Source organism: Kitasatospora sp. NPDC051164 (genome assembly GCF_044455625.1).
Lineage (GTDB): Bacteria > Actinomycetota > Actinomycetes > Streptomycetales > Streptomycetaceae > Kitasatospora.
The window spans coordinates 43,352-67,423 of the sequence record NZ_JBITFB010000042.1 but is presented as its reverse complement, the minus strand read 5'-3'; the positions used below and the strand labels follow the sequence as shown (position 1 = coordinate 67,423).

Below are 24,072 nucleotides of genomic sequence, written 5' to 3'. Positions count from 1 at the left end.
ACCGTGACCGACCTTCAGAAGCAGTCCGCACCGCAGGAGTCCGCGGCCCCGGCCCCGGCCGACGGCGGCCGGGCCCTCGCCGAGCGGCTGGTGCTCCCCGCCGCGCTGGTCGGCGCCGGCGTCCTGGTGGCCGTCGGTTCGCTGTGGAGCCTGTGGTACCTGCCCTTCGCCAGCGGCCTGCTGATCGGCGCGGTGACGGCGGCCCGCGGCCTGCGGGCCCGCCCGGCGGTGCTGGTGGCGGCAATGGCCGCGCTGGCCGGCTGGGGCGCCCCGCTGCTGTGGCGGGTCGCGTCCGGCGAGGCCGTGGCCGGCACCGCCCGGACGGTGGCCGCCCTGGCCGGGTTGCCGGCGCTTGCCTCGCTGGTGGTCGCGATCACCCTGCTGATCGGCCTGGTCCAGGCGCTGCTGGGCGTCTGGCTCGGCCGGACGGCGACCGCGGCCCTGCGGCCCGGGCGGTGACGGCGGCGGACTCACGACGGTGAGGTGACGACGGGACGAGGCGTCGGCGGTCCGAGGACCTGCCGGCGGACCTCCGGGCCGGGCCCGGTGCGCGAACTCCCGCGCACCGGGCCCGGCCCGTCTGGCCTGGCTTGGCCCGGCTTGGCCGGGACTGGCCTGGCCTGGCCTGGCCTGGCCTGGCCTGGCCTGGCCTGGCCTGGCCTGGCCGGGGTCAGGACAGGACGGTCCAGCTCTGTCCGGCCGCGGCCGAGTTGGCCGGGTTGGTCATCCCGGTCGAGCCTGCGGTCGTGCCGGCGACGTCCAGGACCAGGCCGTTGCCGACGTTGGTGACGGTCAGCGCACCGGCGCTGTTCTGAGTGACCTTCCACTTCTGCCAGGGGTTGTCGGCGGACGGGTTGAGCAGGTAGGCGCTGCCGACTCCGCCACCGCCGGCCAGCACGGCGTGTGTCTGGGCGGCGGTGTAGCAGTTGTCGGTGATCGTCACCGTGCCGTCCGCGTTCGGGGTGAACAGCCACTGCTGGGCGGCGCTGCCGCTCTGGTAGGCGTTGATGCCGGAGTTGCCGCCGACGGCGGCGTAGCAGCCCCCCTGGACCTCGAGCGCCTGGCCGCCGGTACCGCCGGCGCTGATCGCGTGGTACCTGCCGTCGCCGACGACGCTCGCCCGGGTGCCGCCGGAGCCGCTGTCGCCGCCCATGCCGACGCTTCCGCCGGTGATGCGGTAGAGCGCGACGCCGTGCGCGGGGATCCAGTTGCCGCCGAGGGTGCCGGTGGTGGTGCCGGTGGCGCCGCTCCAGATCTCCCGGTAGCCGTAGCTGGAGCCGGTCAGGCCGAGGTCGGTGAAGCTCGCACTGGGCATGGCCCAGTTGTTCGGGTCCTGGTTGACCAGGGCGACGGCCAGGTCGCCGTTGGCCAGCCGGCGCTTGAGGATCACCGGCGCGGTCGGGGAGGAGGGCGCGCTGCCGACCAGGGTGGCGGGCTTGGCGAGGCTGTCCTGGTCGATGGCGATCATGTCGGGGTTCTTCAGGAGCGCCAGTGCGGAGGAGTTGATGCCGGTGGACCAGGTGTAGCCGTTCGCGGTGTGCTGCGAGTCGGCCGCGGTGCGCAGGTCGGCGCCGGAGACGAGCGGGGCGGCCATCATCGACAGGACGGACAGTTCGGTGCGCGACTCGTCGTCGGTGAACGGCTTGTTGCCCTTGTAGGTGTCGGTGACGCCCCAGATGCCGTTGGTGTCCTGCCAGCCGGCGAACATCATGTCCAGGTCGTTCCAGCTGCCGGGGTGGACGTTGCCCGGGTACTTCAGCGCGGTCTGCAGCTGGCCGTTGTAGAGCACGCCGTCCAGTTCGCTGTCCCGGTCGCCGCCGATCCGGCACATGTTGGCGACCTGGCCGCACCACACGCCGGTGGGCGAGTAGCCGGGTGCCTGGTGCGGCTGGGTGCCGGCGGCCACGATCAGCGGGTCGGTGCGGGCCGGGTCGTTGGCGTTCAGCAGGTAGGGGATGCCGGTGTGCGCGGGCTGCGCGGACAGGCTGAGGGTCACCTTCGGCTTGCCCCTGGCGGCGGTCGCCGCGTCGAGGGCTCGCTGGAAGGTCTGCGTCCGGGCGTAGACGGACTGGGTGAGCTCCTTGCCCTCGCCCTGCGGGTAGTAGCTGTAGCCGTCGGGGCCGACGATCGTGGGGCCGTACGGGCAGTCGTCGTACTTGACGAAGTCGACGCCCCAGGAGACGAGGTCGTTGGCGTCGGTGCTCTCGTGGCCGAGGCTGCCGGGGTGGCCCTGGCAGGTGGTGTAGGTGTCGGTGGCGTAGAGGCCGAACTTCATGTTCTTGCTGTGGGCGTACCAGGCCAGGTACTGGATGCCGTTGACGGTCTGGCCGTTGACGGTCTGCGAGGGGAAGGTGTTCGGGTCGGGCACCAGGTGTCCGCTGGTGGGGTCGTTGCCGGTGCCGTCGGTGCCGGACACCGGATTGCCGTTGTTGTCGTACAGCTGCATGGCGTTGTCGGCGGTCTTCGCGAAGTCCGTCGTCTGGCCGTCGCGGTGGCGCATCGACCAGCCGTCGTCGATGGTGACGGTGTTGTAGCCGGCCTGGACCAGGCCGTTGGCGGACATGAAGTCGATGGTCTGCTTGACCTGGTTCTCGTCGACCTGGGTGCCCAGGCTGTTCCAGGAGTTCCAACCCATGGGCGGGGTCAGGGCGTTGCCGTTGCCCAGGGCCGCGGCCGGAGCAGCGGTGGCGAGGGCGGTGGCGCTGATGCCGGAGGCGGCGAGGGCCAGGACGGCCAGCATGCCGACGACGCGAGGTGGCGGTGTGCGCATGTGGGGGCTTCCCGAGAGGCGGGCCGGGACGGGCCGCCCGAAGGGCGGTCCTGAGCACGGCTGGTGGGGGTGCGGTGCTCTGAGCTCTGGCGCAGCGAGGTGCTGATGGGGGGCACGTCGGCGCCGGCGGCACCGCGGTGGCGGGTGTGACGACAGCTCAGACAGTCGCCATCGGCGAGGCGCTGACGCGGCGAAACCGCTGGGCCGCTGGCATCGACGATAGTGTCATATGATATTTCACTGATCGGAAACCTACAAGAGTCAACACAACCGCCCACCGAAGGCGGGCTCAGCGCAGTCGGCGGGCGCCGGCGGCGGGGAGGGCGGGGAAGACGTGGGGCTGCGCGTAGCCCGCCCGGTGGAAGGCCTCGACGATCGCGGCGGACACCGGGTCCGCGTCCGACTCGTCGACCAGGACGATGACCGAACCGCCGAAGCCGCCGCCGGTCATCCGGGCACCACGGGCGCCGGCCGCCACGGCGGTCTCGACGACGAGGTCGGTCTCCGGGCAGGAGGTCCCGAGGTCGTCGCGCAGCGAGGCGTGTCCGGCGGTCAGCACGGCGCCCAGGGCGTCGAGCCGGCCCGCCTGCAGTAGCTTCACGGCCAGTCGGACGCGCTCGTTCTCGCTCACCACGTGCCGCACCAGCGGCCGCAGTTCGTCCGGGAGCCGGTCGAGGGCGACGGCGAGGCCGTCCGGCCGGAGGTCCCGGAGGGCGGGGAGTCCGAGCAGGGTGGCGGCCCGCTCGCAGCCGGCCCGCAGGTCGGCGTACGCGCCGTCGCCGAGGTCGTGCTTGACCCGGGTGTCGACGACCAGCAGCCGCATCCCCTGGGCGGCCGGGTCCAACGGAATCGGATGCTGCGTCAGATCGCGGGTGTCCAGGTGGAGGGCGTGGCCCTCGGTGCAGCAGAGCGAGGCCATCTGGTCCATCACGCCACAGGGCACGCCGACGAACTCGTTCTCGGCCCGCTGCGTGATCAGCGCCAACTGCGGCCTGGTGAGATCGAGTTCGTACAGATCGCGGTAGGCCAGGGCGACCGCGGCCTCCAGTGCCGCGGAGGAGGACAGGCCGCCGCCGCTGGGCACGTCACTGTCCACGTGGAGGTCGGCGCCGCCGACCGGGCAGCCGGCCTCACGGAGCGCCCAGACCACGGCCGCCGGGTACCGGGCCCAGCCCGGCACCCGCTCTGGGGCCAGTTCGGCGACGGACAACTCGACCACCCCGCCGTCGCCCAGGGTGCTGTACAGCCGGAGCAGTCCGTCGGTGCGGCGGCGCGCGGTCACCCGGGCGGTGTGCGGCAGGGCGATCGGCAGGACGAACCCGTCGTTGTAGTCGGTGTGTTCGCCGATCAGGTTGACCCGGCCGGGCGCGGCCCAGACGCCGGTGGGGGTGGTGCCGAAGACGGATTCGAAGTCGGTCATGCGCCGACCTTCCTCAGGTGTCGGGCGGCCGCCTCGGGCGAGACGTCGTTGACGAAGGCGTCCATGCCGGATTCCACGCCGGCCAGGTACTTGAGCTTGTCGGCGGTGCGCCGGATGGTGAACAGCTCCAGGTGCAGGGCGAGCTCGTCCCGGTGCCCGGCGGGGGCCTGGTGCCAGGCGGAGATGTACGGGGTGCGGCCGCCTCCGAAGAGGCGGTCGAAGCGGCGCAGCAGCTCCAGGTAGAGGCCGGGGAACTCGGCGCGCTGTGGCTCGTCGAGGGCGGTCAGGTCGGGCACCCGGCGGTGCGGGTACAGGTGGACCTCGTAGGGCCAGCGGGCGGCGAAGGGGACGAAGGCCGTCCAGTGCTCGCCGGCGAGGACCACCCGGTCGCCGTGAGCGCCTTCGGGGTGGGCGCGTTCGGCGGCGAGGAGGTCGTCGAAGAGGTTGCGGCCGGTGGCGGCGCGGTGTTCGGCGGCGCGGGCGGCCATCCGGGCGGTGCGCGGGGTGGTGAAGGGGAAGGCGTAGATCTGGCCGTGCGGGTGGGCGAGGGTGACGCCGATCTCGGCGCCGCGGTTCTCGAAGCAGTAGACCTGCTGGACGCCCGGCAGGGCGGAGAGTTCGGCGGTGCGGTCGGTCCACGCCTCGAGGACCAGCCGGGCCCGCTCGGGGGTGAGGTCGGCGAAGGAGGCGTCATGGTCGGCGGTGAAACAGACCACCTCGCAGCGGCCGGACGCGGGACCGCCGGTGTGCAGCGGGTCGGACTCCGCGGGCACGTGTGCGGCCGCGTCGAAGGAGAGGGACGGGAAGCGGTTCTCGAAGACCGCGGCCTCGTAGTCCGGGGCCGGGATCTCGCTCGACCGGTCCGGCCGGGAGGGGCAGAGCGGGCACTCGTCGGCGGGCGGGAGGTGGGTGCGGGCCTGGCGGTGGGCGGCGATGGTGACCCAGTCGCCGGTGGCGGGGTCGAGACGGATCGCGGAGAGGCTGGTGGTGGCCTCCGGCGGCCGCAGGTCGGTGGCGTCGCGGACCACGGACTCGTCGGTGTCGTAGTAGATCAGCTCGCGGCCGTCCGCGAGCTTGGTGGTGGTCTTCTTCACTGTTCTGCCTTCCGGGACCTCCGGCACGTCACGGAGGTCGGCGTTTCCAGGATGGTCGGCGGTGCCCATGGCGAAGGCCGCCTCCGGTGGGGGGCGGAGGCGGCCTCCAGGGGGCTCGGGAGAGGGCGGGTCAGGCCGGCAGGCCGACCGCCCGCTCGCGGCCGCGCCGCTGCTGGATGACCACGGCGGCGACCAGCAGCAGGCCCTGGGCGACGTTCTGCCAGAAGGTGTTGATGCCCTGGACGGTGAGGCCGTTCTGCAGGGCTCCGAGCAGGGCGACGGCCAGCAGGGTGCCGCCGATCCCGCCCTTGCCGCCCTTGAGGGCGCAGCCGCCGAGGGCGGCGGCGGTGATGGCCTGGAGTTCCAGGCCCTCGCTGCCGGAGGTGGGCTGTCCGGAGCCGGTGCGCGCGGTGAGCAGGACACCGGCCACGGCCGCGACCATGCCGGTGAGCGCGTACACCGAGAGCAGGTACTTGTTGAGGTTGATGCCGGCCAGCCGCGCGGCGGTGTCGTTGCCGCCGAGGGCGTAGATGTTGCGCCCGATGTCGGTGTAGGTGAGCAGGACGTGCACGGCGGCGGCGATCAGGATGAGGATCCACACCATCGTCGGCAGGCCGGCGATCTTGCCGCGGCTGAGGAAGACGAACAGCGGGTCGCCGAGCACGTAGCCCTGGGCACGTCCGTCGGAGATCAGCTGGGCGACGCCCTTGTACGCGGCCAGTCCGGCCAGGGTGGCGATGGTCGGGTTGACCCGGCCGTAGATGATCACGGCGCCGTTGAGCAGGCCGACGGCGGCGCCGACCAGCACGGCCGCGCCCATGCCGAGCAGCGCGCTGGAGCCGGTGGAGGTGAACACCATCGCGCTCACCACGGAGGCGAGGCCGGCCTGGGAGCCCACCGAGATGTCCAGGCCGCCGCAGATGATCACCACCGTCTGGACCACGGCGAGCAGCCCGGCGATGGTCGCCGCCTCGGCGATCACCTGGATGTTGTTCCAGCTCAGGTAGTTGATGTTGAGCGAGCCGAACAGGGCGAGCACGGCCGCGAGGGCCAGCAGCAGGATGAGGTTCTGGCCACCGACGACGTCGAGCAGCGCCCGCGGACCGGTCGGCCGCGCGGGCCCGGCCGGGGCCTGCGGCCGCTGGTCGGCGGTGGCGGAGGGGGTGGTCATCGGGCAACTCCGGTGGTGGCGTCGGTGTCGGTGGTACGGGGGCCGGTGGCGAGGTCGTCCGTCATGGCCAGGGCGAGGACGGCCTCCTCGGAGGCCTCGGCGCGGCCGAGTTCGCCGGTGACCCGGCCGTTCTGCATGACGAGGATCCGGTCGGCCAGGCCGAGGACCTCGGGCAGCTCGGAGGAGATCACCAGCACGGCGACGCCGTCGCGGGCCAGGTCGGCGATGATCTGGTAGATCTCGGCCTTGGCGCCGATGTCGACGCCGCGGGTCGGTTCGTCCAGGATCAGCAGCTCGGGGCGGCGGGCGAGCCAGCGGGCGAGCACCACCTTCTGCTGGTTGCCGCCGGAGAGCGTCCGGACCTCGGTCTCGATCGAGGGGGCGCGCACCCGCAGCCGGTCCGCGTACTCCTGGGCGAGCTGTTTCTCGGCGGCGCGCTTGACGAAGCGTCGGCGCCGCAGCCGGTCGAGGCTGACCAGGGAGGTGTTGTCCCGGATGGCGCGGTGCAGGAACAGTGCCTGGGCCTTGCGCTCCTCGGGCGCCAGGCCGAGGCCGGCCCGGATCGCGTCCTTGGGGGAGCGCAGGCGCACCGGCCGGCCGCCGAGGAGGACCTCGCCGGAGCGGATCGGCGCGTCCCCCGCGAGGGCGAGGGCCAGTTCGGACCGGCCGGCGCCGATCAGCCCGGCGAGGGCGACCACCTCGCCGGCCCGGACCTGGAGGCTGACGTCGCGCACGTCGTCGGTGGTGAGGCCGCGGACGTCCAGCACCACCCGGTCGGTGGCGACGTCCTGGCGGACGAACAGGCCGGCCAGGTCGCGGCCGACCATCAGCCGGACCAGCTCGCGCTCGTCGGTCTCGGCGGCGGGCAGGACGCCGGTGAGGGTGCCGTCGCGCAGGACGGCGATCCGGTCGGCGAGCCGGAAGATCTCCTTCATCCGGTGCGACACGTAGACGATCGCGATGCCCTGGTCGCGCAGCCGGCCGATCAGGGCGAACAGCGCCTCCACCTCGTGTTCGGACAGGGAGGAGGTGGGTTCGTCGAAGGCGATCGCCCGGGGCGGCACGGCGCCGGTGAGCGCTCGCATGATTTCGACCAACTGGCGTTGTGCAGCGGTGAGTTCGGATCCGAGCAGGTCAGGATCGAGGACCTGGTCGAAGCCGAGCGCGGCGAGGTCGGCGGTGATCCTGCGCCGCAGTTCGGCGCGGTCGAGGCGGCGGCCGGCCCGGCGGGGGAGGCTGCCGGCGTAGACGTTCTCGGCGACCGACACGTGCGGGATGATCTCCGGCTCCTGCGGGATGATCCGGATGCCCGCGCGGCGCGCGTCGGTCGGCGAGGAGAGGTCGAGAGGGACGCCGTCGAGCAGGACCCGGCCTTCGGTCGGGCGGTGGTCGCCGCTCAGGATGCGCAGCAGGGTCGACTTCCCGGCGCCGTTCTCGCCCATCAGGGCGGTGACCTGCCCGGGCGGGAAGGCGACGGTGACGCCGTGCAGTGCCCGGACACTGCCGAAGGCCTTGCCGACGTTCTCGGCGGCCAGGCCGAGGACGGGCTGCGGGGACGGTCCGCCGCCGGGCGGGGATTCGGGTGCGGTCATGTGTGCCTCGCTGGAGGTGCGAATCGGACGGTTCTGGTGCGGCACCGTCAGTTGCAGGTCATGCCGCTGTTCTGCCACGTGGCGGCGTCGACCATGGTGGTGGGGGCGAAGCCCTCGGCGGGGAAGTCCTTGTTGTTCTTGAGCTTGTCGTACATGGTCTGGACGGCCAGTGCGCCGACGTCCTTGCCGTTGATGAAGAGTGCGGCCTTCATGCCGGTGGGCTTGCCGCTGGTCCAGTCCTTGCAGGCGAGGTAGGCGCCGAGGCCGACGCCGGCGATGTCGTCGGGGCTGACGCCGGCGTTCTGCAGGGCGGTGACGGACCCCTGGACGTTCTCGTCGTTGCAGCCCCAGACGATCCAGTGCTTCACGCCGGGGTTGGCGGTGAGGGTGGCGGCGGTCTTGTCCTGGGCGCCGGTGGGGGTGTTGTCGGTGGCGACGTCGATGTTCTTCACGCCGTCACCCGCGGCCTGGCCGAATGCGGCCTTCGCGGCCTTGACGCGGTCGCCGCACACGGTGACGTCCTGCTTCCAGGCGGAGATGATCCGGGTGTCGGCCGCGTTCCAACCGGCCTTCTTGAACTCGGCGGCGGCCCGCTTGCCGACCTCCCCGCCCATCTGCTCGCCGCTGAACCCGACCCGGGGGACCAGATCGCTCTTCGCGCAGGCACCCGGGGCCGGGCCGGTGACGCAGATCTGGTCATCGGAGGTGAGGAGGGCGACCTTGGCGTCCTTGGCGGTCTGCACGACCTGCGGGCCCACCGCCGGGTCCGGCACGACCACGATCAGCCCGTTGCTCTTGCCGGCGATCGCCGACTGCACCTCGCTGACCGTCTTGTTGGCGTCGTTGCCCAGGTTCACGACCTTCAGGTCCACCCCGAGCTCCGCGGCCTTCGCCTTCGCGCCCGCCGCCTCGCCGACGAAGTACTCCTGGTCCCCCTGCTTCTGCAGGTACGTCAGCGACACCTTGCCTTCGACCTTCGCGGTGTCACCCGCGCCCGACGACGACTCCTGGCCCGTCGAGCAGCCCACCGCGGCTACCAGGGACACACAGCCCAGCACGGCAACGGACAGAACCCGACCACGACGAATGAACATGCGAAGACTCCCGGTAAGGAGAGAAGGGTGAGGGAAGAGCCCGCGGGAAACATCCGCGGAGCCGGTAGCGCTTGAATCAAACACAATCGATCAGAACCAAACTTGATCAAACGTGCTCGCACAGGAAACTCCCCTGTCGGGCGTTCGTCAAGACCTTCGTTCCCGCTCGCGTCGATTCGAGACGATCCCGTTATCCGCATCCGCCGGAGCCGCGCGACTGCGCCCCACCCGCTCTCCCCACCGGGAGTCGAGGAAACAACTGCCGTGACCAGAGGGTCAGTTGACTGACTCTGCGACGATCACCTCGCCCACCTGCTCGGCCACGACGGTCCGGCGCTCGGCGGACAGCCCCTCGTCGGTGACCAGCACGTCGACCTGGTCCAGAGCGGCGAAGGTGGCCAGGCCGACGGTGTCCCACTTGGTGTTGTCGGCGACCACGACCACCCGGCGCGCGGAGCCGATGAACACCCGGTTGGTCTCCGCCTCGGCGAGGTTGGGCGACGTCAGCCCGGCCTCGACGGAGATGCCGTGGCAGCCCAGGAAGAGCACGTTGACGTGCAGCGAGCGGATCGCCTGGTCGGCGAGCGGGCCCACCAGGGCGTCGGAGGGCGTGCGGATCCCGCCGGTGCGCAGCACGGTGGTCCCGGCCCCCGCCCCCGGGCCGGCCTGCTCGAACACCTCGGCGATCCGCAGGGAGTTGGTCACCACGGTCAGCCCGTCCACCGACGCCAGCTCCCGGGCGACGGCGTGCGTGGTCGTGCCCGCGCCCAGGCCCACGGCCATCCCGGGGCGGACCAGTTCCGCGGCGGCCCGGGCGATCGCCTCCTTGGCGGAGAGCTGCCAGGACGACTTCGCCTCGAAGCCCGGCTCCTGGCTGCTCGGGGCGCCGGCCGGGACGGCGCCGCCGTGTACCTTGTCCAGCAGCCCCTGGCGGGCCAGGGCGTCCAGGTCCCGGCGGATGGTCATGTCCGAGACGCCGAACTCACGGGTGAGTTCGTTCACCCGCACCCCGCCCCGCTGCCGGAGCCAGTCGAGGATCATCGCGCGCCGTTGCCGCGCCAGCAGCTGTGCGTTGTCAGTCACGTGGCACTCCTAGGTACGCACGCGGACGCGGCCGGCCCGCGGGCGGTACGGCCCGACGGCCCGACCGTTTCGGGTGCGTCTGTTGGTGGTGGAACGTGTGACTATACGTGTCCGGGTCGTCGGCCTTTCTCCCGATGCCGACGGGTGGTGGTCCCGTGGCCACGGGGTGGTGGACGGCGTCGGTGTCGGGTCAGGACAGGGTCGTCCAGCCCTGCGCCGCCGAGGAGTTGGGCTGATCGGTGACCACGGCGGAGGTGGCCGCCGGGTTGGGGGCGTCCAGCACCAGGCCGGTGGCGACGTTGGTGACGGTCAGCGCGCCGGTGGCGGTGTTCTGGACGACCCGCCACTTCTGCCGGGCGTTGTTCGGGTCGTAGCCGTTGGTCACGTATGCCGCCGCGCCGGCCGAGCCGGGTGCGGTGAGGGTGCCGTGGACCTGCGTGCCGGTGGAGCAGTTGTCGGTGATGTGCACCGTGCCGTCGGCGTTCGCGGCGAAGTTCCACTGCTGCGAGGTGTGGGTGTTCCACCACGTGTTGACGTCGACGATCGCACCGTCCGCGGCGCTGCAGGTGCCCTGGACCTCCAGGGCCTGGCCGCCGGTGCCGCCCGCGCTGATCCCGTGGTACTTGCCGTCACCGATCACCGCCGCCGCCACGGTGGCGGCCTGGGGGGAGAGCCGGAACATCGCGACGCCGTGCGGGGCGACCCAGTTGCCGCCGACCGTGCCGCCGGCGGCGACCGTGCCGGTGGCGCCGGTCCACAGCTCCTTGTACGTGTAGCCGTTGCCGGTCAGGCCGAGCGAGGCGAGGCTGCTGCCGATCGTCTGCCAGTTGTTCGGGTCCTGGTTCACCAGAAGGACGGCCGTGTCGCCGCCCGCGAGTCGGCGCTTGAGGACCACCGGGCCGGTGCTGCTGTTCGGCGCGGCGCCGACCAGGGTGGCGGGCTTGGCGAGCGCGTCCTGGTCGATCCGGATGACGTCGGCGTTCTTCATGATCGCCAGACTGGCGGCGGTGATGCCGGTGGACCAGGTGGTGCCGCCGTCGGTGTGCTGCGAGTCGGCCGCGGCGCGCAGGTCCGCGCCGGACACGAGCGGCGAGGCCATCATCGACAGGACGGACACCTCCGTGCGCGACTCGTCGTCGGTGAACGGCTTGTGACAGGAACAGGTGTCGGTGACGCCCCAGGAACCGTACACGTCCTGCCAGCCGGCGAACATCATGTCCATGTCGTTCCAGCTGCCCGGGCGCACGTTGCCCGGGTACTGCAGCGCGGTCTGCAGCTGCCCGCCGTACAGCACGCCGCTCAGGTCGCTGGCGCGGTCGCCGCCGATCCGGCACATGTTGGCGACCTGCCCGCACCAGACGCCGGTCGGCGCATAGCCCGGGGACTGGTACGGCGGGGTGCCGGCGGCCTGGACCACCGGGTCGGTGCGGGCCGGGTCGTTGGCGTTCAGCAGGTACGGGACGCCGGTGTGGACGGGCTGGGCGGAGAGGCTGAGGGCGACCTTGGGCCTGCCCCGGGCGGCGGAGGCGGCGTCGAGCGCCCGCTGGAAGGTCTGTACCCGGGCGTACATGGACTGGGTGAGTTCCTTGCCCTCGCCCTGGGTGCCGTAGTTGTGGCCGTCCGGGCCGGTGATCGGCGGGCCGTACGGGCAGTCGTCGTACTTGACGAAGTCGACGCCCCAGGCGACGAAGTCGTTCGCGTCGGTCGTCTCGTGGCCGAGGCTGCCGGGGTGCATCTGGCAGGTGAGGTAGGTGTCGGTGGCGTACAGCCCGAACTTCATGTTCTTGCTGTGGGCGTACCAGGCCAGGTACTGGATGCCGTTGACGGTCTGCCCGTTGACGGTCTGTGAGGGGAAGGTGTCCGCGCGCGGGACCAGGTGGCCGGAGGTGGGGTCGTTGCCGGTGCCGTCGGTGCCGGCGACCGGGTTCCCGGCCGCGTCGTAGAGCTGCATCGAACCGTACGAGGTCCGCACGAGGTCGGTGCTCTGGCCGTCGCGGTGCCACAGCGACCAGCCGTCGTCGATCGTGACGGTGTCGTAGCCGGCCGCCACCAGGCCGTTGGCGGACATGAAGTCGATGGTCTGCTTGACCTGCTGCTCGGTCACGTTGGTGCCGAGCGAGTTCCAGGAGTTCCAGCCCATCGGCGGGGTGAGGGCGGTGCCGTTGTCCAGGGCGGCGGCCGGGGTGGCGGCGGTCAGCGCGACGGCGCCGAGGCCCGAGGTCGCCAGGGCGAGCGACAGCAGCGCACCGGTTATGGCGCGGGGTGACCGTGCGGTGAATGAGCGCAGGCGTGGGCGCAGGCGTGGGCGCATGGGTGCTCCAAGATGGTGGGCAGGGGGGGTGCCAGAGCGATCGCCTGTTGAGATGTGTTGAGTAATGTCGAGAACCGACGGAAGCCACTCAGGCCTCAACAGGGGCAGGCGCAGGCTAGTGGCTCGCCCCGGTCCGACTCAAGTGCCGTTCCCAGGAGCGATAACGAGCGGGTATCGGCCTGCATCTCGTCGTCGCGAGATCTTGACGGCCAGGTAAACGTGGCGTTTCCTAGCAGCTCTGCGTTCGAACACGTTGGCTTCTGATCGGTTTGAACGTTCAAACCGTCACATTCGCTCTGCCCTGCCCTTCTGCGCTCCCGCGCTCCTACGCTCTTGCCCTCCTGCGCTTCGCACTCATCCGCTCCGCCGGCCGCACACCGGACGGTCGCCGTTCAAAGGAACCAGGCCATGCGCTCCACTCGAGCCCGCCGACCGGCACCCGCCGCCGCGGCCGGCGCGGCCGCTCTCGCCCTGGCACTGACCGGGTGCTCGGGCGAAGGGCCGGGCACCTCGGACCACGGCCCGATCTCCATCACCTTCCTGCAGAAACAGGGCGACCAGGGCTACTTCGTCGACGAGGCGGCCGGCGCCAAGGCCAAGGCCCGCGAGCTCGGCGTCGAGCTGACCCTCGTGGACGTCGGCAACGACCGCGACCGCTCGCTCACGGAGGCCAAGAAGGCGATCGACCACAAGACGGGTGGCCTCATCGCCGTCGTGCCCGACCCATCCGTGGGCCCCGAACTCGTCGCCCTCACCCGCCAGGCCGGCCTGCCCCTGCTCTCCGCCGACGACCAGATCTGCGCCGACTACACCGATCCCGGTGCCTGTTTCGCCAACGGACTGGTGCCCCGGGTCGGCTTCAACGGCGCCACCATGGGCGCCGCGGTGGGTGAACGCGCGGCCGGCGAATACACCAAGGCCGGCTGGAAGGCCGCCGACACCTGGACGCTGTCGATCGGGAACAGCGACATCCCGGTCTGCCGGGACCGCATGAACGCGGCGGTGGACGCGTTCTCCGTCCACGGCGGTGCGGCGCTGAAGACCGCGAAGGTGTGGGCGGCCAACACCGTCGAGGACGCCCGCCGCCGAACCGCCTACGCCCTCACCTCCAAACCCGGCGTCAAGCACTGGGTGGTCTGGGGCTGCAACGACGAGGACACCGAGGGCGGCATCCAGGCCCTGAGCGAGGCGGGCTTCGGACCGGACAACGTCATCGGCGTCGGCATCGGGGCCTACCTCGCCTGCAAGGACTGGCTGACCGGCAAGCCCGCCGCGATGCGGGCCGCGCTCCTCCTCAAGGGCTCCCAGGTCGGCGCGCTCGCCGTCCAACAGATGGTCGACCGGCTGAAGGACGACAAGGCGCTCCCGCGCGAGACCACCGTCCCCGCCACCATGGTCGACCCCTCCAACTGGCAGGCGTCCGGCGCCGTCTGCACCTGACGGCCCTGGAAGCGACAGCGGTCGGGGCCGCTCTCAGCCTCCCCGCCCGGACCGAAGGCCGTTCGCACCCCGTCCGCGTCGGAACCTTCCCGGGCAGGGCGGTCGCGCTAGGCTCGCGTCGTTGCGGAGCTCCGATACCCGAGGAGAGCGGCACGGCACACATCAACCACGAGCGCCTCACCAGGACGCTGACGTTCTGGTTCCGTCCGGCTTTCACGCTGCGCGTCGTCAACCGCTTCCAGCGAATCGTCGGCTTCGACCGGTCCATGGCGCTGGCTTCCGGGGCATTGGCGGCGCTGGTCCCGCTCGCGATGCTCACCAGCGCCCTCCTCGGCCTCGTCGGACACCAGGACGTCGCGAACCCGCTCATCAGGCGGTACGGCCTCACCGGCGGTGGAGCCGAGGCGGTGAGACAGCTCTTCTCGTCGGCCACCGACGCGACCGCCGGCGAGGGCGTCCTCGAGACTCTCTTCCTGGTGATCTCCGTGTTGAGCTTCACCCGGTCCGCGCAGCGGTTGTTCGAACAGACCTGGCAGCTCAAGCCGCTCAGCGTGCGCAACACACCGAACGGCTTGCGGTGGGTTCTCGTCCTCCTGGCGTACCTGGTCGTCACCGGCTGGCTGCGCGTCGAGCTCGGTCGTGGGCGCCTCGAACTGACAGTGTCTCTGTGCCAGGCGCCGCTGACGGCAGGTTTCTTCCTCTGGAGCGGCCGGCTCCTCTCCGCACAGCGGATCGCCTGGCGGGAGCTGCTCCCGTTCGCCGTCGTCGGGGCGGTCCTGACATCGGCCTACTCGGTCGGCGCGACCGTCTATCTGCCGCACCTCTTCGATTCCTACACCACTCGCTACGGCCCGGTGGGCGCTGTCGTCGCGATGATCTCGGCGCTCTTCACCGTCATGCTGGTCGTCGTCGGATCGGCGGCCCTCGGACGGGAGGTCGGCGACGAGCTCGGCCGGATCCGTCGGGGGCAGCGCCCTCCCCACGACGAGGTCCTGCGCGAGTGGGAGAGCCTGGTGGAGCAGATTCGATCGCATTGGCGTCCGGCTCGGGAGCAGTTCTCCCGGCACCACGGACCCGAGGACCCGAAGCACCGCTGACCGGCTCCCGTGGAACGCCCACGCCGTGCATGGCAGGACCCAGGAACACCTCCTTGACCCGGACGTCAGCCCACCGACCCTCACCTACCAGGCCTTCGCCGTACGCGACGCCGGCCCGGTCAGGACCTCACTTGGCGCCCGCGTGAACGGGAACCCGGGATTCCTGCTGATCCGGACCATCGACCGGGGCGGCGGCACGCAGCGCCGCCTCGACCCGGCGGTTGCTCGTCATGGTCGACGTGACGGCGGTCATGGTGAGGAGGAGGCCGGCGGCGGCGTAGAGCGGGGTGCGTACGTCGTAGGTGGTGGCCAGCCAGCCGCCGAGGAAGGCGCCGAAGGGGGCGGCGCACATGCCGAGCATGCGGGAGGTGGAGGCGACCCGGCCCATCAGGTGGGCGGGGACGATCGTCTGCCGGAGGGAGGGGCCGAGCACCATCGTGGCGCCCATGCCCGCTCCGCAGACGGCGAGCGCGAGGCCGGCGACGTACGGGTTCGGGGCGGCGGCAAGGCCCAGGATGGCGAGTCCCTCGACGGCGGCCGTGCAGGTCAGTGCGGCGCCGGTGCCGAGCCGTCGGCCGAGGAAGGAGGCGATGCCCGCGCCGAGCAGACCGCCGGTGGCCTCCGCCGTGAGGAGCAGGCCGAAGCCGAAGGTGCCGATGCCGAGACGATCGTGCGCGAAGAGGGCGAGTACGGTCTCCACGGCGAGGAAGGCGATGTTCCCGACCGCCGGACGCAGCGCGAGCCCCAGCAGCAACCGATCCCGGAAGACGTACGCGGCGCCGGCCCGGGCCTGCCGCAGCAGCGACTCACGGGCCTGCGGTACGGGCCGGGGTGCGGCAGGCAGCGACCGTACGAGCACCGCGGAGAGCGCGAACGACACCGCGTCGGCGAGCAGCGGAAGCGCCCGCCCGAGCGCGAGCAGGGCACTGCCCGCGGGCGGCCCCGCGAAGCCGGACGCGGCGGTCTGGGCGCCACGCAGGCGGGAGTTGGCGCGCTCCAGGAGCGCGGTGTCGCGGCCGAGCAGATCCGGCAGATAGGCCGTGGCGGCCGTGTCGAAGAAGAGTCCGCCGAGGCCGAGCAGGAAGGCGACGGCCGCGAGCAGCGGAATGCTCAGCACGTCGAGCGCGGCCGCTGCCGCCGGTATCGCGAGCAGCACCGCACGCGCCGTGTCCGTGACCCACATCGTGCGCCGACGGTCCCAGCGGTCCACCAGCGCACCGCCGAGCACCCCGAAGAGCAGCCACGGCAGCGTTCCGGCGGCCGTGACGACGGCGAGTGCCATCGGATCCCGCGTCAACGTCAGCGCGAGCAGCGGCAGCGCGGCATGCGACACCCCGTCACCGAGCGAGGACACCGTCTGAGCGGTCCACAGCCGTCCGAACCCGGTCGGCAACTTCTTGGCGTCGTAGGTCACTTGGCGTCCCCTTCGGCCTGAGCGCGCTGTGCCGGGTGGAAGAGCGCGAAGACGAGTGACGCGTCCGGCAGCGCCGGATCGGACAGCTCCCGGTACTCGTCCGCCAGCGCCTGCAGTCGCGCCCCCAGCTCGGCGAACTGCTCCTCGGTGAGCCGCAGATGCGCCATCCGTACGTGGCGCTCGCCGTCGGCCGGCGACGCCTCGAGGTCCGCCACCGCATGCCGCATCAGCACGTCCGGCCCTCCCTCGCCCGGATCCGGCAGCTCGATCGACCGCGCGGCCATGGCGTAGTACCGCTCGGTGACCCCCCGGACCTTCCGGGTTCGCACCACCTTCACCAGGCCGGCCCGTTCGAGCAGTCGTACGTGGTAGCTGGAACTCCCCTTCGCGAGGCCCACCCGCTCGGCGATCTGCGTGATCGTCGCGGGCTCGAAGCGGAGCACGGCCATGATCCGGTGACGCGTGAGATTGGAGACGGCGCGTAGCTGCTCGTCCGTGGTGACGTGGAACGTCTCGGGAAGATCATCGGTAGGCATGCGAGTAATGGTCAACGACTCTTGACCATTGGTCAAGGGGGTTTCGTCCGGCCGAACGCAGGCGGTGCAGCGTGTTTGCCCCGGTTGTGCAGCATTTGTTGCCAATATCTCCGTACATGTCCGTGACTGCAGAGGAGGAGCCATGTCCGTGATCCTGACGATGGAGGTCGCCGGCGATCCGAAGGCGTTGGAGCAGTACGCCCAGGACAACAGGAAGACCTTCCACGGGGTCCTCGAAGCGGCGAAGCGTCATGGGCTCATCGCCCACCGCTTCTACGGCTCCGAGGACGGTAGCCGCCTGATGGTGTTGGACGAGTGGCCCGACCGGCAGAGCTTCGAGTCGTTCTTCCAGGAGCAGGACTCCGAGATCCGGCCGATGTTCGAAGCCGCAGGAGTAACGACGCAGATCGAACCGAAGGTCTGGCGGGAGCTCTCCACACACGACGCCTACGGTTGGGGCGCCTGATCCCGGAGGTACCCCGTCGGCCGAGAGCCGACCTGCCACGCCGGGTGCCGCGCGGGCGACAGCCCAGGGCGTCGGAGCGTCCGAGAAGGTCGGCGAGGTACCAAAGGTCGGCGCGGTACCAGATGACGGGCAGCCCCATCTCGGTGCCCTGAAGCCCGGGTTCGCGTCAGCGGTGACGTACGCGTGGACGCCACCGCTGACGCCCCGGAGCCACTGGTCGCCCGGGCGCTCACCCAGCGGTAGGCGGGTCGGCAGGGAGCTCGGCCTGGCACGGGCCGCGCACCGGACGAAGTGTCAGGGAAACGTCCGGCCAACGTCGTTCCTCGACCTGCCGGTGCACGGGCAGACTGCTGTGCGGACAACGACAGGGGGCGCCCCATGCCAGAGGTCGCTGTTGTCCACCGTTCCAGTGCCCCGGCCAACGAACCACGGAGGAACCATGCGTCGTCGTATCGGAGCAATGATCGCTGCCGCCTCGCTGGCCGGCATCAGTATTGTCGGCATGTCGGGAACCGCCCACGCCGGCACGACCGGTTCGGTCAGCATCTCGGTTCCGGGCTGCATCGGCCATCTGAACCTCGCGGCCAACTGGGCCTACGGCCACCTGGACTCGTACACCACCACCTGCTGGCTGACCATCTTCGATCGGAACGACCAGACCCATGCAATGAGCTCCCAGACCATCTCCCTCGGGCCTGGCGGGAGCGGTGACACGGGCCAGTTCTACCACGACAGCGTCGTCCACGCGGTGGCCATGGCGATCTCCAACGGCAGCCAGAGCAACGACACGGCCTGGTACCACTGAGGCCGACGATCCGGTCGGACGGGCCGGCCAACGGGCCGTCCGATCTGTGATAGCCCTCGACGCGTCCCCGCCGGAGTGGGTGGCCGGCGGCGGGCGCGCCGTAGTACTCCTGGGGAGACAACGTCAGGTTCGTTCCCCTTTGGAGTCGTCGATGGCCGTTCGCCGTGTCGTGCCCAACATCCGCTCCGAGGCCGCACGGGAGAGCCGGGAGTTCTACGGCCTCCTGGGCTTCGAGGAGGTCATGAACCACGGCTGGATCATGACCCTCGCCTCCCCGTCCAGCCCGGCCGCGCAGATCAGCGTCATGAACAGCGACAAGACCGCGCCCGTCGCCCCCGACATGAGCGTCGAGGTGGACGACGTGGATGCGGCCTACGCGGTCATGCGGGAGAGCGGTGCGGAGATCATCCACCCCTTGCAGGACGAGGAATGGGGCGTACGGCGGTTCTTCGTCCGCGACCCCAGCGGACGGGTGGTCAACGTGCTGGGCCATCGCTGACGGCCCGCGCGCCCGGTGAACGTGCCGGCCACGGCCACTCGTCGAGTGGACGGTCGTGCCGCCGTCCCGCCGTCCCGCGGTCCCCCGGTCCCGCGGTGAAATCGAGCCATCCGTCGGCGCTCGGGGGACCTCCCCGGCCGGGGGCGCTGCGGGGCGGCGCGGGTGGGGCTGGCAGGCTGTGCCGGTCGGGGCGCTGCCGGGTGCCCCTCGGCGAGGGGGTACTGGTGGCGGGTGAGCCGGGGGGTCGGCGCGTGCCCCCTCTGGACCGGCAGGTGCGGGCGGCGGTGGCGGCCGCTGGTGAGCGGGCGCGGGAGGTGCTTACCCCGGAGCGCCTGACGGCGTGGCAGGAGCGGGACGTCGCCGCCCGGCCCCGCCCGACGCTCGACCGGTTGCGCGATGGCGGCCGGTTCGAGGTGGAGGAGCTGCGGGTGCCGCGGGCCGACGGCAGCGACGTCACGCTCGTCAGCGCGCGGCCCGCCGGGGTTCGCCAGGCGCTGCCGCTGCTGTACTACCTGCACGGCGGCGGGATGGTGACGGGCAACGCGTGGTCCGTCCTGCCTCGGCTGCTGCGCGCGTGGGCGCTGCCACTGGGGCTGGCGGTCGTGTCCGTCGAGTACCGGCTGGCGCCGCGCACCCGCTTCCCCGGGGCCGTCGAGGACTGCTACGCCGGACTCGCCTGGGCGGCCGAGCACGCGGACGTACTGGGCGTGGACCCGCGGCGCGTGATCATCGGCGGCAAGAGCGCCGGGGGCGGGCTCGCCGCGGCCCTGGCCCTGCTGGCCCGCGACCGCGGCGGTCCGTCGCCGGTCGGCCAGCTGCTGCTGAGCCCGATGCTCGACGACCGCGGCGACACCTTCTCCAGCCACCAGATGGCCGGCCACGACACCTGGGACCGCACCTCCAACGCCACCGCCTGGCAGGCCCTGCTCGGCGACCGGTACGGCGCCGCCGACCTTTCGCCGTACGCGGCCCCGGCCCGGGCCACCGACCTGTCCCGGCTGCCCCCGGCGTACGTCGACGTGGGGTCCGCCGAGACCTTCCGGGACGAGGCCGTCGGCTACGCCAACGCGATCTGGCAGGCGGGCGGCGAAGCCGAACTGCACGTGTGGGCCGGCGCCTGCCACGGTTTCGACACCATCGCCCCGAACTCGGCCCTCACCCAGGACGCCCACGACGCCCGCACCCACTGGCTGCGGCGCGTCCTCCAACGGTGAACCCGGCTCGGACCGGCCTTGACCGGCTCGAACCGGCGTGCCCCCCGGCCCGAACCGGCAGACACGGGCGGCACGCGGCACGCGGCACGCGGCGTGAGGTGTCGGCCCCGTCGGCCCGGGCCCTCTCCAGCACACCGTCTGCGGAGACGGTGCCCCCACGTGGTCGGAAGCCTGTCGGCGGTGACGGTGATCTGTCGGCGGCATGTCGGCCGTATGCCGACCATATGCCGGTGGGGGGTGCGACCTTGGGCGGGCTGGTGCTCGCCGTGAGCACGCAGCCCCCCGAGTACAAGGAGTCGGTCACCGTGTCTTCCTCATCCCAGGGCCGACCGTGGAATGTTCACCGCCTGCCGTCCGCCGAGGGCAGGACCGTCCTGGTCACCGGCGGTAATGCCGGGATCGGCTACTTCGTCGCGGAGCAGCTCGCCGCGACCGGCGCCGTCGTCGTGCTCGGCAGCCGGGACGCCGCGAAGGCCGAGGCCGCCATGGCCTCGATCCGCTCGCGCGTCACCGGCGCGCACGTGCGCCACCTTCGGCTGGACCTCGCCGACCTGTCGTCCCTGAAGGCCGCCGTGGACAGGCTGGACCTCGATCACCTCGACGCGGTGGTCCACAACGCGGGGGTCGCGCTCGACGACCCGCCGCGTCGAGAGACCGCGGACGGCCATGAGCTGATGTTCGCCACCAACCACCTCGGCCACTTCGCGCTCACCCAGTGGCTGGCCCCCCTGCTGTCCGCAGCGCCGAGGGGCCGCATCGTGACGGTGGGAAGCTTCGCGGCAAGGTCAGAGCGACTGGACCTGGGCGATCTGCAGTCGACCCGGGACTACCGGCCCAAGCGCACCTACGGCCGGTCGAAGCTGGCGCAGATGTGCTTCGGCTTCGAACTCGACCGCCGTCTGCGCGCCGTCGGCAGCACCGTGCTCAGTGTGGTGGCCCACCCCGGCGGCGCACTGGACTCCCTCACCCCGTCCCGCCCGCCGGTGCGCATGACAACCCCCGGCGAGCGGCTGCGCGGCCTGCCCGCCGGGCTCCTGGTGCAGGGCAAGGACGCCGGGGCATGGCCCGTCGTCCGTGCCGTCCTCGACCCGGAGGTGCAGGGAGGGCAGCTGTGGGGGCCGAGGGTCTTCGGCCTGCGCGGCACACCACGGCGTGAGCCCGTCCCCGCTCACATGGCCGACCCGGCCGTCGCCGCCGGCCTGTGGGCCGCCGGCGGTGAGCTGGTCGGCGCCGACGAGCACCTCGGCTTCCGGTAGGCACGCAGCCGCAGGACGGGGCGGCCGTCCGGTCGCCAACTGCCCTTCTCAGGGCGGTTGGCCAGCGGAGACGGCATGGAACGGCCGTTCGGTTGCCCTTTCCTGGGAGCTTCCTCGGAGCGCCCGAGGGCCGTTCCGATCCGCCTGCCGTCGGCGTCGGTGATCCGGGCCCGGACCGAGGGAGCAGTATCATCCCAGCTCAGGCGCCCGTTATTCGATCTCCGACTGCACCGGGGACGAGGATCGGCCAGCAGGGCGCGAAAGCACCCGGAGCGAAGGGACCCACCCGTGTCAGCCGACACCTGGCCGGAACTCCTGATCCACTCCGAGCGGTTGACCGCGCTCTACTCCGAGCTGCCGCCCCTGGAGCACCTGGTTCTCAGATCGGTGCACCTGAGTCCGTACGGCGCCGCCGTGACGTTGCGGGTCGAGTTCCCGCGCTTCCCGGACCTCGCTCCCGCGGCGTGGACCGACGCCGGATGCGACCGGTTCGAGGCCCAGATCGAGTTCATGGGTGTGGACGAGGACCTCCGGATGCGGGGTGTCCCCCACCACACCGTGGTCGACATCGGGCTCACCCCCTTCGTCGAGGGCCGAGTACGCCGGATCACGGTCGCGGTGAGCGGGCCGGGGCTCACGCTGGACTTCACCGCGCATGCGGAGCTCAAGGCCGGCCATCTCAACGCCTACCGCTCCGGCGACGCCGATCCCTATGCGGCCCCGCGGTGGTTCGAGAGTCGGCTCGACCAGCGCCGGCACCCGAACCAGGTGCTGCCTCCCACAACGGCGAAGGTGTTCTATGAACGGTGCCCATGACTGGTCTGCCGAGTTGACCAGTCCCGAGACGGTCCGCATGGTCCTCGGCTCCCCGCCGCCACCACTGAGCGACTACGAGCTGACCTCCGTCCTCACCGACGAACGCGAGGCGTCGGTCACGCTGAGGTTCTTCGCCTTCGCCGTCCCGGCCGGCGCCGCGCAGCTGTGGCGGGAGCGAGGCCACAACGCGGTCGAGTTCGTCCTGCTCTGCCTCGGCGTGACGAACCTCGAGGTGGACGCCTGGTCCGGCTGGCCCACGACCACCGCCACCCTCACGGGGAAGACGGTCGTACTCGGCGGCCGGGGCAAGCAGGTGTCCTTCCAGGCCGCCCGGATCCGCGCCGAGTCCCCGATCGGATGGCTGGCCAGCCGAGCGCAGTGACGTCACCCGAAGGTCGAACAGGCTCCCTCAGCGGCTGTTGTCGTTCCGATCTCTTGGGGTGTTGGTCGAACAGGAGTCTCGATCGGGTGACTGTGGCGGGTGCCGGACAGAGCAGGGCCTCTTGGCAGTTCGAAGGCTGTCTACGCCAACAGGCTGTCCAGGAGGCCCTGCTGTCCCTCTTCTACGCTCCCGCCGTCGCCGAGCGCGATGATTGCTGCAGCGTGTCGTGCAACCCGACGTGGCTCAGGTCGGTGCGCACGTCGGTCGGAGCGCCGAGGAGCTTCGAGTGTTTCGCGACGTCGACGGATCCGGGTCCGTGGATGGTGAGCTCGAAGTCCTGACGCACCTTGGCGTCCAGAGCCGGCGGCAGGTGGATACGCCCGTCCCCGACCATGCGTCGTATCTCGGTGCGGCTCAGACCGAGCCCGATCATGAGCAGTCGTTCGACGCGGACCGGCGCGGGCAGCTCGAAGCTGACCAGCACCTTGAGCGGTGTCGGGTCGTCGAGTGCGTAGAGGGGCGTGCGGGTCTCCAGTTCCCAGGTGCCGGTCCAGTCGAGGCGGTAGCCGTTCTTCGCGGCGAGCGACGCACTCATCGTCAGCTCCCGCACCACGGCCGGGTCATTGGTCTCGTACGCCACCCGGCGAGCGGGCTCCAGCGACGAGACGTGGACGCGTTCGTGGACGGGCACCTTCGACGTCCGGTCGCACGCTGCACAGCTCAGGAGAAGCCAGACGTCGAGGAGCTTGCCGTTCGCGTTGACGCGGATCTTGCCCGAGGGACGGTGACGCGTGCCGGAGCAGTCCGGGCAGGGTCGTACGACGGTGGGCAAGGCGGACTGACGCACGGCCCACAGGGCCTTGCGGTCGGTATTCATGGATGTGGTTGCTTTCAGGACTCAGCAGGAGCTCTCGCAGGCCGGGCTGCGGCTCCTGGGATCTGACGGATGCACACGAGGGCGCGAGTCATCGCCTCGGGGCCGAGTCGTCAGACTCCGAGGTCGACCGCGCGACAGGTTGGCTGGTGCTACGTGGCAGCCGTTACAGGTCCATGCGGGCGATCGTGATCGAGGCCACGTCCCGCAGGCAACTCATTTTCCGCCGCCCGCCCGCCCGCGAGCCCTGGCAGCGCCAGTGATCAGTCCTGTGGCCGTGGTCGGGCACTGTGGGGTGTGGATAATGCCCTCCCGTGACTTCAGATACAGGCCGCCCGAGATGGTGGTCCGCGCTTCGAGGCTTCCTGCTCTTCTTCGTGTGTGGCGGGCTTGGCTCCTTCGTCTATGGAGCGATTCGGCATCGCCCGGTCGACGGGATGCCCTGGGGCGGGCTGCTATTCGGGGCGATCATCTGTGCGATGCTCAGCGCCCTGATCCCGGGGCAACGGCGCCGCTGAAGTCCCTCTCACGCAAGGGAACGCGTTCAGGCCACGTCAGCCAGGGGCCGCCCGCCCCAGCGCAGTCTTTTCTCGCTGCGGATGCGGGCGCGTTCTCGGCGTTGGGCTGCGAGGACGTCGGGGTGGCGGGCGTCGGCGTTGCGTCGGCGCAGGTAAGACACCAGCTACTCAGGGAGGGCGCCAAGCAGGCTCCCTCAAGGAGAACCATCCGGACCTCAAC

General features: G+C 71.5%; 21 protein-coding genes and 1 pseudogene. 10 read left to right on the top strand and 12 right to left on the bottom strand.

Annotated elements, in window-relative coordinates; all coding sequences use genetic code 11:
* The first annotated feature begins 3 nt into the window (after positions 1-3).
* On the top strand, positions 4-459 hold the full coding sequence (locus tag ACIBEC_RS41085) for a hypothetical protein (protein WP_360503603.1): 456 nt from the start codon (positions 4-6) through the stop codon (positions 457-459).
* Positions 460-670: 211 nt separating this feature from the next.
* On the opposite strand, the gene ACIBEC_RS41080 is transcribed toward ACIBEC_RS41085, so the two are convergent.
* The 8 genes from ACIBEC_RS41080 to ACIBEC_RS41045 form a co-directional block, all read right to left on the bottom strand.
* Positions 671-2,770, bottom strand: coding sequence for an alpha-galactosidase (locus ACIBEC_RS41080; RefSeq protein ID WP_360503606.1), 2,100 nt, complete (start codon positions 2,768-2,770; stop codon positions 671-673).
* 289 nt (positions 2,771-3,059) lie between these two features.
* Positions 3,060-4,190 (bottom strand): galactokinase, encoded by a 1,131-nt coding sequence (gene galK / locus ACIBEC_RS41075; protein WP_360503609.1) that lies wholly within the window; start codon positions 4,188-4,190, stop codon positions 3,060-3,062.
* Complete coding sequence (galT, locus tag ACIBEC_RS41070; protein WP_360503611.1) at positions 4,187-5,284, bottom strand: galactose-1-phosphate uridylyltransferase; 1,098 nt, start codon at positions 5,282-5,284, stop codon at positions 4,187-4,189. The genes galK and galT overlap by 4 nt, the downstream gene beginning before the upstream one ends.
* A gap of 130 nt (positions 5,285-5,414) precedes the next feature.
* On the bottom strand, positions 5,415-6,455 hold the full coding sequence (locus ACIBEC_RS41065; RefSeq protein ID WP_360503613.1) for an ABC transporter permease: 1,041 nt from the start codon (positions 6,453-6,455) through the stop codon (positions 5,415-5,417).
* Positions 6,452-8,047 (bottom strand): sugar ABC transporter ATP-binding protein, encoded by a 1,596-nt coding sequence (locus tag ACIBEC_RS41060; protein WP_360503615.1) that lies wholly within the window; start codon positions 8,045-8,047, stop codon positions 6,452-6,454. Before ACIBEC_RS41060 ends, ACIBEC_RS41065 begins: the two co-directional genes overlap by 4 nt.
* Positions 8,048-8,094: 47 nt before the next feature.
* The gene (locus tag ACIBEC_RS41055; protein ID WP_360503618.1) at positions 8,095-9,093 is read right to left on the bottom strand and encodes a substrate-binding domain-containing protein; all 999 of its coding nucleotides are present in this window, start codon (positions 9,091-9,093) and stop codon (positions 8,095-8,097) included.
* Between the two features lie 324 nt (positions 9,094-9,417).
* The gene (locus tag ACIBEC_RS41050; protein WP_360503621.1) at positions 9,418-10,224 is read right to left on the bottom strand and encodes a DeoR/GlpR family DNA-binding transcription regulator; all 807 of its coding nucleotides are present in this window, start codon (positions 10,222-10,224) and stop codon (positions 9,418-9,420) included.
* Between the two features lie 190 nt (positions 10,225-10,414).
* Positions 10,415-12,535 (bottom strand): RICIN domain-containing protein, encoded by a 2,121-nt coding sequence (locus ACIBEC_RS41045; RefSeq protein ID WP_360503624.1) that lies wholly within the window; start codon positions 12,533-12,535, stop codon positions 10,415-10,417.
* A gap of 408 nt (positions 12,536-12,943) precedes the next feature.
* Between ACIBEC_RS41045 and ACIBEC_RS41040 the strand changes: the two genes are divergently transcribed.
* Both ACIBEC_RS41040 and ACIBEC_RS41035 read left to right on the top strand, forming a co-directional pair.
* Complete coding sequence (locus tag ACIBEC_RS41040; protein WP_360503627.1) at positions 12,944-13,975, top strand: substrate-binding domain-containing protein; 1,032 nt, start codon at positions 12,944-12,946, stop codon at positions 13,973-13,975.
* A 266-nt stretch (positions 13,976-14,241) separates the two neighbouring features.
* Positions 14,242-15,072, top strand: a complete 831-nt coding sequence (locus ACIBEC_RS41035; RefSeq protein WP_360503630.1) for a YhjD/YihY/BrkB family envelope integrity protein — start codon at positions 14,242-14,244, stop codon at positions 15,070-15,072.
* Between the two features lie 127 nt (positions 15,073-15,199).
* Here ACIBEC_RS41035 and ACIBEC_RS41030 read toward each other — a convergent pair whose 3' ends face one another.
* On the bottom strand, positions 15,200-16,465 hold the full coding sequence (locus tag ACIBEC_RS41030) for an MFS transporter (protein ID WP_396290235.1): 1,266 nt from the start codon (positions 16,463-16,465) through the stop codon (positions 15,200-15,202).
* Positions 16,466-16,482: 17 nt separating this feature from the next.
* On the bottom strand, positions 16,483-17,022 hold the full coding sequence (locus ACIBEC_RS41025) for a helix-turn-helix domain-containing protein (protein ID WP_360503636.1): 540 nt from the start codon (positions 17,020-17,022) through the stop codon (positions 16,483-16,485).
* A 142-nt stretch (positions 17,023-17,164) separates the two neighbouring features.
* On the opposite strand from ACIBEC_RS41025, the gene ACIBEC_RS41020 reads away from it, so the two are divergent.
* The 7 genes from ACIBEC_RS41020 to ACIBEC_RS40990 all read left to right on the top strand — a co-directional run bounded on the left by ACIBEC_RS41020 (position 17,165) and on the right by ACIBEC_RS40990 (position 22,460).
* Positions 17,165-17,488 carry a hypothetical protein gene (locus ACIBEC_RS41020; RefSeq protein WP_360503639.1) on the top strand — a complete coding sequence of 108 codons (324 nt, stop codon included), beginning with the start codon at positions 17,165-17,167 and terminating at the stop codon, positions 17,486-17,488.
* 439 nt (positions 17,489-17,927) lie between these two features.
* The gene (locus ACIBEC_RS41015; RefSeq protein ID WP_360503641.1) at positions 17,928-18,293 is read left to right on the top strand and encodes a hypothetical protein; all 366 of its coding nucleotides are present in this window, start codon (positions 17,928-17,930) and stop codon (positions 18,291-18,293) included.
* Positions 18,294-18,444: 151 nt separating this feature from the next.
* On the top strand, positions 18,445-18,792 hold the full coding sequence (locus ACIBEC_RS41010) for a VOC family protein (RefSeq protein WP_360503644.1): 348 nt from the start codon (positions 18,445-18,447) through the stop codon (positions 18,790-18,792).
* A gap of 251 nt (positions 18,793-19,043) precedes the next feature.
* Positions 19,044-20,006, top strand: a complete 963-nt coding sequence (locus ACIBEC_RS41005; RefSeq protein WP_360503646.1) for an alpha/beta hydrolase — start codon at positions 19,044-19,046, stop codon at positions 20,004-20,006.
* A 305-nt stretch (positions 20,007-20,311) separates the two neighbouring features.
* Positions 20,312-21,262, top strand: coding sequence for an SDR family NAD(P)-dependent oxidoreductase (locus ACIBEC_RS41000; protein ID WP_360503811.1), 951 nt, complete (start codon positions 20,312-20,314; stop codon positions 21,260-21,262).
* 288 nt (positions 21,263-21,550) lie between these two features.
* Complete coding sequence (locus tag ACIBEC_RS40995; RefSeq protein ID WP_360503649.1) at positions 21,551-22,078, top strand: Imm50 family immunity protein; 528 nt, start codon at positions 21,551-21,553, stop codon at positions 22,076-22,078.
* The gene (locus ACIBEC_RS40990; RefSeq protein WP_360503651.1) at positions 22,062-22,460 is read left to right on the top strand and encodes an Imm50 family immunity protein; all 399 of its coding nucleotides are present in this window, start codon (positions 22,062-22,064) and stop codon (positions 22,458-22,460) included. The genes ACIBEC_RS40995 and ACIBEC_RS40990 overlap by 17 nt, the downstream gene beginning before the upstream one ends.
* A gap of 181 nt (positions 22,461-22,641) precedes the next feature.
* Here ACIBEC_RS40990 and ACIBEC_RS40985 read toward each other — a convergent pair whose 3' ends face one another.
* Together ACIBEC_RS40985 and ACIBEC_RS40980 are read right to left on the bottom strand one after the other, a co-directional pair.
* Positions 22,642-23,337 carry a DUF1062 domain-containing protein gene (locus ACIBEC_RS40985; protein WP_360503654.1) on the bottom strand — a complete coding sequence of 232 codons (696 nt, stop codon included), beginning with the start codon at positions 23,335-23,337 and terminating at the stop codon, positions 22,642-22,644.
* 541 nt (positions 23,338-23,878) lie between these two features.
* Positions 23,879-24,016, bottom strand: a pseudogene (locus ACIBEC_RS40980) (IS630 family transposase); the annotation flags it as partial.
* Positions 24,017-24,072 lie beyond the last annotated feature (56 nt).

Coding starts and splice junctions, on each gene's coding strand:
- galK (WP_360503609.1), bottom strand. CDS start 4,190: ATGACCGACTTCGAATCCGTCTTCGGCACCACCCCCACCGGCGTCTGG.
- ACIBEC_RS41040 (WP_360503627.1), top strand. CDS start 12,944: ATGCGCTCCACTCGAGCCCGCCGACCGGCACCCGCCGCCGCGGCCGGC.
- ACIBEC_RS41060 (WP_360503615.1), bottom strand. CDS start 8,047: ATGACCGCACCCGAATCCCCGCCCGGCGGCGGACCGTCCCCGCAGCCC.
- ACIBEC_RS41025 (WP_360503636.1), bottom strand. CDS start 17,022: ATGCCTACCGATGATCTTCCCGAGACGTTCCACGTCACCACGGACGAG.
- ACIBEC_RS41010 (WP_360503644.1), top strand. CDS start 18,445: ATGGCCGTTCGCCGTGTCGTGCCCAACATCCGCTCCGAGGCCGCACGG.
- ACIBEC_RS41015 (WP_360503641.1), top strand. CDS start 17,928: ATGCGTCGTCGTATCGGAGCAATGATCGCTGCCGCCTCGCTGGCCGGC.
- ACIBEC_RS41080 (WP_360503606.1), bottom strand. CDS start 2,770: ATGCGCACACCGCCACCTCGCGTCGTCGGCATGCTGGCCGTCCTGGCC.
- ACIBEC_RS41045 (WP_360503624.1), bottom strand. CDS start 12,535: ATGCGCCCACGCCTGCGCCCACGCCTGCGCTCATTCACCGCACGGTCA.
- ACIBEC_RS41065 (WP_360503613.1), bottom strand. CDS start 6,455: ATGACCACCCCCTCCGCCACCGCCGACCAGCGGCCGCAGGCCCCGGCC.
- ACIBEC_RS40985 (WP_360503654.1), bottom strand. CDS start 23,337: ATGAATACCGACCGCAAGGCCCTGTGGGCCGTGCGTCAGTCCGCCTTG.
- ACIBEC_RS41020 (WP_360503639.1), top strand. CDS start 17,165: ATGTCCGTGATCCTGACGATGGAGGTCGCCGGCGATCCGAAGGCGTTG.
- ACIBEC_RS40990 (WP_360503651.1), top strand. CDS start 22,062: ATGAACGGTGCCCATGACTGGTCTGCCGAGTTGACCAGTCCCGAGACG.
- ACIBEC_RS41035 (WP_360503630.1), top strand. CDS start 14,242: ATGGCGCTGGCTTCCGGGGCATTGGCGGCGCTGGTCCCGCTCGCGATG.